Here is a 12,484-nt window from a genome sequence, read left to right as displayed (position 1 = left end):
CGGGGCTGAAGCGCCGAATTCCGCACCATACAGCATCGTTGTTGCCTATGTGACGAGGCGGCATAGCGCGCTCCCGGTCTTCTAAGACACCGCCTCCGAGAAGAAGGGGGCGGTCCAACAGCACCTCTATTTGAAATGGCACGCCGCTTGCTGCTCCTGGTTAGAGCACCATCAAATTACGATGAAAGCGACTTGCACCATGCCCGACGCGCGAAGCTCTAGACAGTGGCCTGAGGAGACGGTGCCCGTTCCCGCTGAACATCGGGACATCGTCTCCTCCGGAAGGCCGTTCTCGGTGGCCGCTTTGCGCATGGCTGGTCCGATGCCGGCACGCCAACACGGGCCGCTCGCGCAAATGCCGTTTACCGGTTCTGTTCAGCATGGGAGTGCCCAAGGGCCCCGTCAAAGGGTCACCCAAGCCAAGGCCGGCGGGTCACTGCCACATATCGACAACACGCTGAACCAGTCCAGTGACCCGAGTCTGCGTGAAGTGACATTTCAGGTCGCCACATGCTTGCGATATTGGCTAATTCCGGCCGCTATCCCTTTTCCCCGGGCACGATCGCGGGTGACCGATCCCGCTTCCGGCGCCATAGCCGTGGAAAGCAAGCGGCTCGACGGTCTCCAGCTCGCTCAGATCGATTGCGTTCGCGTGGCCAAGACCAGCCGCCAAGACGTTCCCATACGTCGGGATGGAAAAGGAAGTTGCGAGCCGCCGAGGCCCTCATTCCGTGCCCGAGCATACGAGCCTTTGCTCGGAATTGCGCCAGCCTATGCCAGAATTCAACGGCAGTTTTCTTCTTTAGGAGCAACTTGATGACAGTTCAAAAGAACGTTCCCTTCGTCACCTTTCTCACGCGCGTTCACGATAAGTCAGTCCAGGGGCCAAATCCATATCGCTGGGAAGAAAAGACATCTGACGACTACTTTGCCGGCAAGCGGGTCATCCTGTTCTCGCTGCCTGGCGCCTTCACACCAACCTGCTCGACCTACCAATTGCCCCAGTTCGAAGAGCTCTATGATGAGTTTGAGAAGGAGGGAATTGACGCGATTTACTGCCTCTCAGTCAACGACGCCTTCGTCATGAATGCGTGGGGGAAGTCCTTGGGCCTGAAGCAGGTCGAGCTCATCCCCGATGGCTCAGGCGAGTTCACACGCAAAATGGGCATGCTGGTCGCCAAGGACAATCTCGGCTTCGGGATGCGCTCTTGGCGCTACGCCGCCCTGATCAACAATGGCGTGGTGGAGCACTGGTTCGAGGAGGAAGGTTTCTCCGACAACTGCGAGGCCGACCCCTATGGCGTCTCATCCCCGCAAAACGTTCTCGAAACGCTGAAAGCCGCCGCTTGACCTAGAAACGTCTCACTGGTGCCAGTGCCGGCCCCAAGAGGCTCCTCGACAGGATTATCGCGCTCACCATGCAATCCTCAGCAAGCCTGCTTCAACGCCAGAAGCAATCCATGGTGGCATCGCCTCAACTCATTGAGTCGATTCGCTTGCTGCAACTGGCGCATACTGAACTGCATCAGTTCGTGGAGCGGGAAATTGAGAAGAACCCGCTCTTGGAATCTGCATCAAGCGATGGCGGGCCTTTTGACGACGTTTCGATTTCGGGAGCGGATCAGCCTGTCGGCCCTGGGGCAAACGCCGTTGAAGGACCGACCGGGGGAGGTTCGCCTGAACGGCTCGGGCAATGGAAATCACTTCGCAACACGACCAACAACCCGCCCGGTAATGGCCCTTCCCTCGACGAGTATGCCACCCTCGCCGAAACATTGCACGACCATGTCGCTCGTCAGATCGCCCTCACTGCGTTCACACCACAGGAGCGGCTGATCGCTGGCCAGCTTGCCGCCGATCTGGAAGACACTGGCTACCTTCGGGCAAACCTTTTGGAGCTGGCCGAGAGCCTGAATGTCCATGAGGCTGTTGTGGAACGGGTTCTCGGAACCTTGCAGCAATTTGATCCACCGGGAGTTTTTGCGCGAAGTCTCAGAGAATGCCTCGAGATTCAGTTGCGCCAGCGAAATCGGCTCGACCCGGCAATGGCAGCTTTGGTTGCCCATCTTGAAAAGCTTGCGCGACGGGATTTTGAGGCACTGAAGCAGCATTGCGGCGTCGATGAAGAAGACCTTCTCGACATGATGCATGAGATTCGGGCGCTCGATCCCAAGCCTGGGAACAGATTCGAATCCGGTGCCTCTGAATCAATCATACCCGACGTCTGGGTCACGCCCTCGCCGCAAGGCGGGTGGCAGATCGAACTTGATCCCGCCACGCTGCCAAAGCTGCTGATCAACCAAACCTATTATGCCGAAGTCACGCGTCAAACTGCCCAGAATTCGAAAGATCAAGCATTTCTCGACGAATGCTTGCAAAACGCGAACTGGCTAATCCGCAGCCTCGATCAGCGCGCCAAGACGATTGTTAAGGTTGCGGCTGAAATCGTGCGTCAGCAGGATGCCTTTTTGGAACATGGCGTCGCCCACCTGCGGCCTCTCAATCTTAGAACCGTCGCTGACGCGATCGGCGTGCACGAGTCGACGGTAAGCCGGGTGACCTCGAACAAGTACATGCTTACCCCGCGCGGAGTCTTTGAACTCAAGTATTTTTTCACCGTCGCGATCGCGTCCTGCCAAGGCGGCGATGCGCACTCCGCCGAAGCTGTCCGGCATCGGATCAAAGCGATCATTGCCGCAGAATCTCCCGGCGACGTGCTTTCCGATGAGGACATCGCTGTCCGGCTGAAGGAAACCGGCATCGATGTTGCGCGCCGCACCGTCACAAAATATCGCGAAGCAATGAACATCCCCTCCTCCGTGCAACGCCGCCGGGAAATGCGCTTGTGTTTTTAGATTTGGGTCAAGGCAGCCAACATCACGTTGCATTGCATCAAAGTGGAGACTTCGTTCATGACCCAATCCGCAGCAGGCGTCATGGACGCTGTTCTGCACGACCCAGAAAAACCCGTCCCACCGTCTGGTCCCGCATGGGGTGCGGTCATTTCGCTTTCCTTGGGCACATTCGGGCTGGTCACGGCAGAGTTTCTGCCTGTCAGCCTGCTCACGCCCCTCGCGCATGATCTCGGTATTAGCGAGGGAGCGGCTGGACAGGCGATGACGGCGACAGCTATCGTCGGGGCGATCTCGGCGCCGATGGTGGCGATCATCACAAAGCGCCTGGACCGCAGGACCGTCATGTGGACCATGACGCTGCTGCTGATCCTGTCGGACGTTCTGGCGGCCGGCGCGTGGTCGCTGGCGGTTCTCCTGACTGCACGCGTCGTGCTCGGCATAGCGCTCGGAGGCTTCTGGTCGATGTCGGCAGCACTGGCGATGCGGCTCGTTCCAAGCCACCTCCTGCCGCGCGCTATGTCGATCATCCTTACCGGCGTTTCCGTAGCTACCGTCTGCGCAGCTCCAATCGGCGCTTATGTCGGCGATATCTGGGGATGGCGAAGCGCCTTCATGCTCGCCGCAGCCGCCGCCGCCGCTACACTGCTGGTGCAACTCATAACCATTCCGAGACTGCCTCCGATTGGAGTGGCTAGCTTCCGAAGCCTGCTGGATGTGGCCAAGATTCCGATGGTCAAAATTGCGCTTTTGGTCGTCCTGCTGGTCGCTTCCGGCCACTTCGCCGGAATCACCTATATCCGCGCCTTCCTCGAGAAGATTCCCGCGCTGGATGTCGAGACGATCTCGCTTGTGTTGCTGGCTTTTGGCATCAGCGGATTCTTCGGCAATCTGGCCGGCGGGCTTCTGGCCGAGTACAGTCTCAAGGCAGTCGCGGCCCTTGCACCGCTGCTCATAGCGATAGCCGCTGTTTCGCTGCTGACGGCGGGAGCATCGGCCTTGGCCTCGGCGATTGCTGTTGCCGCGTGGGGGTTTGCCTTCGGCGCCGTGCCAGTGGGATTGCAGACGTGGATGGTACGGAGGGCCGTTCCCGAGCAGGCCCAAAGCGCTGGTGTGCTGCTGGTCACAGTATTCCAAGTGGCAATCGCAGCCGGCGCGATTTTCGGCGGACTATTGGTGGAGAATGCGGGGATTACAAGCGCCATTGCCTACAGTGCTGTTGCCACGTTCGTCGCTGCCCTCATAGTGTTCCTGGTCGGCCCGAAGCGCGAAACCTAGACCGCCTGACAGAAAAGGCCTCGGCAGCGCAGCGGGACGAGAGATGCGATGCACGGCGCGGCGCGGTTCTCCACACGATTACGCATGGACCAGCGCAGCTGCCTCGCCGGCTTCACCTCCGGGCCATGGCGACCTTCGCCGCCAGACACGCGAACCTCGCCGGCACCGGTTTCCATTTGGCGACGGTGAGCGCTGCCGGCGCGATGGAACCCTTGCTGGCGGTCATACCTTTCACGACAAGCCGGCATTCTGGGCAAGCGACAGCTACGCGCCGGCCATGCCCGTCAGAACGCCGGTGACGATGCCGCTCGATAGCGCAGACAGGTCGCGAATTGCCAGTCGTGTCAACGGCGGCCGGATTATCGTCGATCGCGCGTACCTTGTTTCGGCCGCAGACTATCGTTCGGCAGCTTGTGATCTTGACCACATAGCCTAGGAGCTATATATGACTTGCGAAGCCGTTTTTGGCGATGAGTTCGACGGGGAGTCGAGGCGTTGCACCAGACAGTCCAAGATGAGCTATTGGCCTCGGCTAAGCTGCTCGGTGTGTTCGGGCCCCAGCTGGGGCGACCGCATGCGGACCTTGAATGACTCGTCGTTCGCGAACATGAAAGAACTTCGCTTCGACGCTGATGATGGTGTCTGGCGGGTTGCGTTCGCATTCGACCGGAAGCGGAAGGCGATCCTGCTCGTCGCCGGCGATAAGTCGGGCGTGAGTGAGTAGCGCTTCTATAAAAGTCTGATCGCCAAGGCGGACAAGCGCTATCAAGGGCATCTCGACCGTTTGGGGGGCGGCGAAGAAGGAGAAGAAGTGATGGGACGCAAGCTTGACGACCTAAACGCTGCGCTCCCCGAGGATCGTCGGGAGCGGGTCGACGCGCGTTTCGAAGAATTAAGGGGAGAAGTCGAGAGTCTCGGCGATTTGCGGCGTGCCGCTGGAAAGGCCCAGGCCGAAATCGCTTCGGTCCTCAAGATCAAGCAGCCTTCGGTCTCGAAGATCGAGAAACAAGCCGACATGTACTTGTCTACTCTTAAAAGCTACGTCGAGGCGATCGGGGGGCAACTCGAACTCGTCGTTCGCCTTCCCTCACGCGCGGCCCTCCGTATAGAGCGGCTCGGCGACGTGGTGGCTCCCAAAGCCGTCTCCGTGCATAGCGTCAAAAGAGCGGCAGGTGGACGTAATCGCACAAAAGCCGCACGCGCCGGCTGACCTCACTCTGTTTCGGCTAAAGACTACCGATGGGCGAGATGGTCTCGTCGATGCGAGGAGTAGGAGGTATGAGCAACGTCCTAGTTAAGCCAGCTCGCGGCAAGGTAACGGAGGCCGACATAGGTGTGAGCTGCGGATGCCGGCGACTTTGGCTGCCTCCTGGACCGCGCGGTGTAATTGCCTCGATGAGATCGGCGCGGTGAAGCTGCGCCCCGGGGAACAGTCAGCCATGGGGGAGCATCACCCCGCGCCACCTGCCTTCGCGCCACCACAGCCGGAGCAGTTCCAGAAGTTGCAGCGAGAGCATAGCGTTGCGGTCCCTGCGTCCCTTGCCCTGTTCGACGCGGATCAGCATGCGTGTCGAGTCGATTTCGTCGATCTTGAGATGCGCAACTTGAACACGCGCAGGCCCGCGCCATAGGCGACGCCGAGCGCGGCCTTGTACTTGATGCCGGGTGCGGCTTCGAGCAGCCGCGCCGCTTCCTCCACGCTCAGCACCTCGGGCAGCTTGCGCTGATACCTCATGATCACCAGCGCACGCGCCAGATCCCGACGCTTCAGCCTCACGAGGAACAGGAACCGCAGTGCCGAGACCGCGCCATTGATCGTCGCAGGGCCGACGCCGCTCTCATGCTGATGCAGCTGGAATCGACGGATGTCCGCAGCCGTCGCCGTGTCGGGCGAGCGGCCAAGGAACACAGCGAAGCGCCGGAGGTGACGAACGTAGTCCTGCTGGGTATGGGAGCCCAGGCCACGCATGAGCATGTCGTGCTGCATGCGCTGGCGAAGCGGAGAGATTGGTGCATCGGTCGACAGGGTAGCCATGGCGAGTTCCTCTCGTTGAACGGAACTCCATGGTCAGATCGACGCCTCTTCCCGCTTAAGTCAAATGGCAGTCGCGCCATCTCAGGCCGAGTGTTGATTGCCACTGAGAACTGACCCGGCAACCCAGGATATTTCCACCGAGAATTGACCCATGTTTGACCCTTACCCTGCGTTTTTTCAGCGGGGATTACGGAGTGATCGACATGGCATTATTGAGCGTGATCCGACGCTGGCATTATCGAGAACATCTATCGATCCGAGAGATTAGCCGTAGGACCGGCCTGTCTCGGAATACGGTGCGCAAATACCTGCGGGTGGACGAGGTGGAACCGAAGTTCAAGGTTCCAGAGCGGCCGAGCAGGCTTGACGCATTTGCCGACCGCTTGTCAGCCTGGCTGAGGACCGAGGCCAAAAAGAACCGCAAACAGAAACGCACGATCAAGCAGCTTCATGCCGATCTGCTGAGCCTTGGCTATGAGGGATCATACGGTCGTGTTGCGGCTTTCGCTCGGGAGTGGAAGCTGATCTGCAGAGGGAGTTACAGACGATAGGGCGCGGAACATTCGTGCCGCTTGCGTTCGATCCTGGTGAAGCGTTCCAGTTCGACTGGTCCGAGGACTGGGCGATCATCGGCAACGAACGAACCAAGCTGCAGGTGGCGCATAGCAAGCTCAGCTACTCCAGGGCCTTTATCGTCCGGGCCTATCTGTTGCAGACGCATGAGATGCTGTTCGACGCCCATAACCATGCTTTCCGTGTCTTTGGCGGCGTTCCCCGGCGCGGCATCTACGATAATATGCGGACAGCGATCGACAAGGTCGGCCGCGGCAAGGAGCGCGACGTCAACGTCCGCTTCATGGCCATGGCCAGCCACTATCTCTACGAGCCTGAGTTCTGCAATCCGGCCTCTGGCTGGGAGAAAGGACAGGTCGAGAAGAACGTCCAGGATGCGCGTCACCGGTTCTTTCAACCGATTCCACGCTTTCCATCCCTGGAAGCCCTGAACGACTGGCTGGAGCTTCGATGCCAAGAGTTTTGGCACAAGACCCCGCATGGAAAAATGCGCGGCTCCATTGCCGATATCTGGGCCGAGGAAGCCCAGGCTCTCATGCCGGCGCCCCGTCTCTTCGACGGCTTTGTCGAATACACCAAGCGGGTCTCCCCAACCTGCCTCGTGCATCTGGAGCGCAACCGCTACAGCGTGCCGGCGTCCTTTGCCAATCGGCCCGTGAGCCTTCGGGTCTATCCGGATCGTGTCGTTGTCGCTGCGGAGGGTCTGACTGTCTGTGAGCATCGCCGCATCATCGATCGCTCGCATGATCGACCAGGGCAAACGATCTATGACTGGCGGCACTACCTGGCTGTCGTTCAGCGCAAGCCAGGCGCCCTACGCAACGGAGCACCGTTTGCCGAACTTCCCGATGCATTCAGGTCGTTACAGCAGCATTTGCTCAAGAAGCCGGGCGGCGATCGCGAGATGGTCGAGATCCTGGCACTTGTGCTGCAACACGACGAGGAGGCCGTGCTCCTGGCCGTGGAGATGGCGTTAGAGGCCGGCGTTCCAACCAAAACCCATGTGCTGAACCTTCTCCATCGGCTCGTCGACGGCAAATCGCTCACGCCCCCGACCATCAGCGCTCCCCAGGCTTTGACGCTTACCAATGAGCCGAAAGCAAATGTCGAACGCTACGATGCCTTGAGGAAGGCCCTGGAGGCGCGCCATGCGTCATAACCCTGCCAGCGGCGCAATCGTCATCATGCTCCGGAGCCTGAAGATGCACGGCATGGCACAAGCTGTGGGCGAACTCACCGAACAGGGAGCGCCAGCGTTTGAAGCCGCCATTCCGATCCTGTCGCAACTGCTCAAGGCCGAGAGGGCAGAACGTGAGGTCAGGTCGACAGCCTATCAGCTCAAGATCGCACGCTTTCCAGCCTATCGCGATCTCAACGGCTTTGACTTCGCCAGCAGCGAGATCAGCGAGGCACTCGTGCGGCAGCTTCATCGCTGCGAATTCGTCGATGAGGCCCACAACATTGTGCTCGTCGGCGGCCCCGGCACAGGCAAAACCCATATTGCGACCGCCCTCGGCGTGCAGGCCATCGAGCATCATCACAAGCGGGTTCGGTTCTTCTCGACGGTCGAACTGGTCAATGCGCTGGAACAGGAGAAGGCACAGGGACGATCAGGCCAGATCGCCAATCGCCTCGTGCATTCCGATCTCGTCGTCCTGGACGAACTTGGCTATCTGCCGTTCAGTGCATCAGGTGGAGCATTGCTCTTCCATCTGCTGAGTAAGCTCTACGAACGCACCAGCGTCATCATCACCACAAACCTCAGCTTCAGCGAGTGGGCGAGTGTCTTCGGCGATGCCAAGATGACGACCGCGCTTCTCGACAGGCTGACCCACCATTGCCACATCCTCGAAACCGGAAACGACAGCTTCCGCTTCAAGAACAGCTCCGCCCACGAACCCAAAAAAGCGAAGGAGAAAACCAGAACCTTGACCCTCAACCCCGAACCGAAACATACATGAAAGGCGGGGCAAATCTCGGTGGAAATGCCGGGTCAGTTCTCAGTGAAAATCAACACGAAAGCCCTTAAGAAGTTCAAAGCAGCGATAGCGGCACGGCGCCTAGAAGGACCGTCAGATCCAAAATGTTAGAAGTCTGTACAGTTACCCTTTGCCGACAATTTCGACCAACAGGCGGTTCAAGCCGTGTGGTAGCTTGCGATCACCGATAGCGCACTGCGACGTTCGTTCGAAACCTTTTCTTTAGCTCGTGTTCTGACGGTGCGCCTAGCGGTCAGCAGAACCAATTTACGTTGAACAAAGCCAATGAGTGATCACCCTATTACAATTGCACAACTGAAGCGGGCAGTGTCGGACGGCTCGCTTTGGCCTACAGTGTCGGCAGTGAGTTTCGATTCCCTCAGGGGTGTCGGCACGGCCCTTGCGGACATTCACAATGATGACACCTTCGACGGAATTTCGTACTTTGAGGCACTTCCTGTAGCGGAATTCTCAAACCGAGACAGATCGCGAATAGCGCAGGTCATTGAGGGCTTTCTAAGCAAGATTCAAGATACAACGGAGCGCGTGGTTTCGCTTGTTCATACGTTGGGGGACAAGGCGTCTGACGACCTCGCCTACCATATAGGCCAAGGCTTCGAAGCATGGGGCGCGGCCAATCCAGCGCAAATTCACCAAGTGGCAAATATCATCACGGAAACAGACCGGGACAGCGACTTCCTGGGCACAGTCCTCCAAGCGTGGAGGGCGACAGCACCATCTGAAGCGCTGAATGCAGCCATTTCCTTCTCCAAAAGCAAATGGCCCTCCATTAGACGCCAAGCGACTTATGTGCTCGGCGCCTTTGACTCTTCTGACGGAGACGACACGCTTGCGACCGAGCGGCTCGCTGATTTGATGTCGTCGGATGATCCCCAAGACCAGCGCGCTGCTGCTTTTGCAATTATCCGCCTGCTTGAGAGGCAGACCGATAAGTCAGCTCTGCTTGTCGCGAAACTGGAAGAGGCAGCCGATCGATCAAACGAAAATGCCCGTAACGAGTTGATTGCTGGGCTTGCCTATCATCCCGCTGCCTTTCCTCCCTTACTCAAAGAAAAGGTACTCGCGTTGATGAAGTCCGTCCAAAGCGACGATGCCAGGACGCTCGACCTGACCGACGCTGCACTCTACAGCATGGATATTGATCGGGACCGCCATCTCGTTTTCGAGACATTGACTGCTATCTTAAGTCAGGAAAGGGCTGCTCCTCCTCTGAAGAAATTCGATTCGCTGGTGCACAAAATCCAAACGTCAGCTGGTGATGCACACGGCTGGTATGTCACACGTTGGCTGCTGGATGGTGATTATAAAATCTGCAGCCAACTCGACGCATTCTTTCCCCCTTTGGACAAGTCAATTTACGACTTTCAAATCCACGAATTCAAGCTCAGAGACGCTGAGGTCTTTTATCTTGCACATAAAATATATGCATATCTAATGTTCAACCATGGGCCAGCTGTGTCGCTTCTGTCAGCATGTCTGACGTCTTTGAAACCGCAGAAACGAAAGCTACTAGAGAAGGACATCACATCCTTCTGGCTTCGCAACTATCCAACCGACCTCGACCTCTTTGACGAAATTCACAATGCCTATCCGGGCAAGGGTCTCAAAGCCTCGATTGAACGAATGCAGCAACAGGTCGCTAGCTACCAAACGCCGCTACGTGCATTGCCACAAAATAGGGCGATGCAGCCGTCCATGTTGGAGCAGCGGGTCCAGGCTGAAATCGCGCACGAACGCAGCAAACAGATTGGCCGGATAGCCGAAGAAAGCTCTATCTTCGCAGGGTTGTTCCACAAGAGTACCCTTCTCTACGGGCGCTCATCTGTCGTCTACGTCTATCCCGACAGCTCCGGTGAGCCCATCCGGCATGTGATGCAGTTGCAAAGCTTTGAAACATCATCCGCATTGCCACATATGGATGTTCTCTATCCGGCGCGCCTGAACTATCTCATCTATCGGCTTCGCGTCGAGGAGCGCCCGAAGTGAAGCTTCTTCTGAAACAATATCTGGCGTCCCTCAATGAGAGGGACGAACTCGACGTGGTATTGCCAGACATCATGAGCGAAGTCGGCTACACGGTGGTCTCACGCCCTAAGCGCGGAACTCGCCAATATGGCGTAGATGTGGCAGCGATTGGCCCCCATCCTCAAACGGGCGACAAGTCGCTATTTCTCCTTTCGATCAAGTCTGGCGACCTGACCCGGGACAACTGGACAAGGGGAAATCAGGCACTGCGCCCCTCGCTTGAAGAGATCATCGAAGTCTACGTCCCCAAGCATGTTCCCCTTCGTTACATGGACTTGCCGGTCATAGTCGCGCTTTGTTTCGGTGGGGACATGCAAGAGGATGTGAGGCCGCAGGTCGAAGGCTTTATCGAAACGAAGACAAAACTCGGGAAGCTTGAGTTCGTGGAGTGGAATGGCGATCACATCGCTGACCTGATCGCCACAGGCCTGCTTCGCGAGAACATATTCCCGAAGACCATGCAGACATCATTTCGAAAGGCCGTCGCAATGGTCGATGAGCCAACCGTCTGTGTAGCGCATTTCGACGCCCTGCTGCGGCAACTGGCCGAAACACAGCCGAAAAACCTTCTCGATCGTCTGCGGCTAGTGCGTCAAATTTACCTTGCGAGTTGGACGGTCTTTGTCTGGTGCCGTGATGCGGAAAACCTCGAAGCAGCCTACTCGACAAGCGCCATCGCCACATTGCGAATGTGGCATCTATGTCGTGCTCATTTCGGCAAGTCCAAGCTCGCTAAACGTTTGGCGGAGGTGGTGCAAAAAATGATGCATCTAAACCGCGTTATAGCTGCATTGTTCATAGAGCGCCATGTCTTACCCTACTGTGCTATTGATGATGGTCTCGGCGTTTCCGTGCCATCTCCAGCTAGCGTAGACATCAATCTGAAATTGTTTCAGGCACTAGGGCGCCTGGCCATAAATGGCTTGTGGCTAATTCATACAAAATCTCTCACGTACAAAGGAATTGACCAAGCTTTTCAAACCGCGTTAGATTCCGAGTTGCGGAAATCGCTGAACATTATCTGTAAAACGATCCAAAATAACCCAGCTCTCTACACCCCGTTGCGAGACGATCACGCAATCGAGATTACGGTCGTTGGCCTGTTTCTAATGCAATGCAAGGCTTTTGATTTTCTACGCCGGTGGATTGAGCAAATCACGCTGTCTTCGATATTCAGTTATCGAGCCAACGGTAAATACCCCTGCGTCTTCCGCGAGTATGCCGACCTTGCAATGCACCCGAGAGCGGCCGAAGGTTATCGAGAGGAAGCGACGCTGGGCAGCATCCTTTATCCGACACTCGGCGTTTGGTTGGCGATCTTTCAAGACGCGAAGAGTTTCGCCATCTTGGCTGATTTCCACGCTAAAGACATGGCGCACAGTACCTGGCAGCTATGGATACCGGATACGACTTCAGAAGAGCACTTATATTTGAACTCGGAGGTACATGGTTCTTGTATTGCACACCTCGGGCCGACCAACGGTCCGGACGCTTTACTTGAACAGGTTCGCAAGGAGATCATCGCCTGTGAGGAATTCAATGGACTTTCAGCAATGAGGTACGGACTATGGCCGATCGTTCTAACGGCTTGCCTGACATATCGATTGCCGATTCCACCCCATTTTTGGACGATGGCACTGCTTCCGGATGAGAGCACCATTGACACTTCGGGCAACGATTCCGATTAGTCCAAACAAAAGTGAAGTTGTGCGCCGACTTTG

General features: G+C 57.3%; 9 protein-coding genes and 1 pseudogene. 9 read left to right on the top strand and 1 reads right to left on the bottom strand.

All coding sequences use genetic code 11. The features are described from left to right. Positions 1 to 816 precede the first annotated feature (816 nt). The 5 genes from NKJ00_RS23415 to NKJ00_RS23390 all read left to right on the top strand — a co-directional run bounded on the left by NKJ00_RS23415 (position 817) and on the right by NKJ00_RS23390 (position 5,340). Positions 817 to 1,350, top strand: coding sequence for a peroxiredoxin (locus NKJ00_RS23415; protein WP_352631428.1), 534 nt, complete (start codon positions 817 to 819; stop codon positions 1,348 to 1,350). Between the two features lie 68 nt (positions 1,351 to 1,418). Continuing rightward, positions 1,419 to 2,855: an RNA polymerase factor sigma-54 gene (gene rpoN, locus NKJ00_RS23410; RefSeq protein WP_352631426.1), complete on the top strand. Its 1,437-nt coding sequence runs from the start codon at positions 1,419 to 1,421 to the stop codon at positions 2,853 to 2,855. Positions 2,856 to 2,912: 57 nt separating this feature from the next. Further along, positions 2,913 to 4,130, top strand: a complete 1,218-nt coding sequence (locus NKJ00_RS23405; RefSeq protein ID WP_352631424.1) for an MFS transporter — start codon at positions 2,913 to 2,915, stop codon at positions 4,128 to 4,130. Positions 4,131 to 4,704: 574 nt separating this feature from the next. Continuing rightward, complete coding sequence (locus tag NKJ00_RS23395; RefSeq protein ID WP_198032246.1) at positions 4,705 to 4,854, top strand: type II toxin-antitoxin system RelE/ParE family toxin; 150 nt, start codon at positions 4,705 to 4,707, stop codon at positions 4,852 to 4,854. 90 nt (positions 4,855 to 4,944) lie between these two features. Beyond that, entirely contained in the window at positions 4,945 to 5,340 is a 396-nt protein-coding gene (locus NKJ00_RS23390) for an XRE family transcriptional regulator (protein ID WP_352631422.1), read from the top strand. Positions 5,341 to 5,688: 348 nt separating this feature from the next. Here NKJ00_RS23390 and NKJ00_RS23385 read toward each other — a convergent pair whose 3' ends face one another. Next, the gene (locus NKJ00_RS23385; RefSeq protein WP_352631420.1) at positions 5,689 to 6,165 is read right to left on the bottom strand and encodes a tyrosine-type recombinase/integrase; all 477 of its coding nucleotides are present in this window, start codon (positions 6,163 to 6,165) and stop codon (positions 5,689 to 5,691) included. A gap of 203 nt (positions 6,166 to 6,368) precedes the next feature. Here NKJ00_RS23385 and istA point away from each other — a divergent pair. The 4 genes and pseudogenes from istA (at position 6,369) to NKJ00_RS23365 (ending at position 12,451) form a co-directional block, all read left to right on the top strand. After that, positions 6,369 to 7,897: pseudogene (gene istA / locus NKJ00_RS23380) on the top strand (IS21 family transposase). Beyond that, entirely contained in the window at positions 7,887 to 8,699 is an 813-nt protein-coding gene (gene istB, locus NKJ00_RS23375; protein ID WP_352631418.1) for an IS21-like element helper ATPase IstB, read from the top strand. Before istA ends, istB begins: the two are co-directional and overlap by 11 nt. Positions 8,700 to 9,002: 303 nt before the next feature. Beyond that, positions 9,003 to 10,724: a HEAT repeat domain-containing protein gene (locus NKJ00_RS23370; RefSeq protein WP_352631416.1), complete on the top strand. Its 1,722-nt coding sequence runs from the start codon at positions 9,003 to 9,005 to the stop codon at positions 10,722 to 10,724. Then, entirely contained in the window at positions 10,721 to 12,451 is a 1,731-nt protein-coding gene (locus NKJ00_RS23365; protein WP_352631414.1) for a hypothetical protein, read from the top strand. The genes NKJ00_RS23370 and NKJ00_RS23365 overlap by 4 nt, the downstream gene beginning before the upstream one ends. Positions 12,452 to 12,484 lie beyond the last annotated feature (33 nt).

This window comes from Mesorhizobium sp. M0227, assembly GCF_040321855.1.
GTDB lineage: Bacteria > Pseudomonadota > Alphaproteobacteria > Rhizobiales > Rhizobiaceae > Mesorhizobium.
The sequence above is the reverse complement of the archived record's forward strand: the minus strand, read 5'-3'. Positions and strand labels throughout refer to the sequence as shown.

Coding starts and splice junctions, on each gene's coding strand:
- NKJ00_RS23415 (WP_352631428.1), top strand. CDS start 817: ATGACAGTTCAAAAGAACGTTCCCTTCGTCACCTTTCTCACGCGCGTT.
- rpoN (WP_352631426.1), top strand. CDS start 1,419: ATGCAATCCTCAGCAAGCCTGCTTCAACGCCAGAAGCAATCCATGGTG.
- NKJ00_RS23405 (WP_352631424.1), top strand. CDS start 2,913: ATGACCCAATCCGCAGCAGGCGTCATGGACGCTGTTCTGCACGACCCA.
- NKJ00_RS23395 (WP_198032246.1), top strand. CDS start 4,705: ATGCGGACCTTGAATGACTCGTCGTTCGCGAACATGAAAGAACTTCGC.
- NKJ00_RS23390 (WP_352631422.1), top strand. CDS start 4,945: ATGGGACGCAAGCTTGACGACCTAAACGCTGCGCTCCCCGAGGATCGT.
- NKJ00_RS23385 (WP_352631420.1), bottom strand. CDS start 6,165: ATGGCTACCCTGTCGACCGATGCACCAATCTCTCCGCTTCGCCAGCGC.
- istB (WP_352631418.1), top strand. CDS start 7,887: ATGCGTCATAACCCTGCCAGCGGCGCAATCGTCATCATGCTCCGGAGC.
- NKJ00_RS23370 (WP_352631416.1), top strand. CDS start 9,003: ATGAGTGATCACCCTATTACAATTGCACAACTGAAGCGGGCAGTGTCG.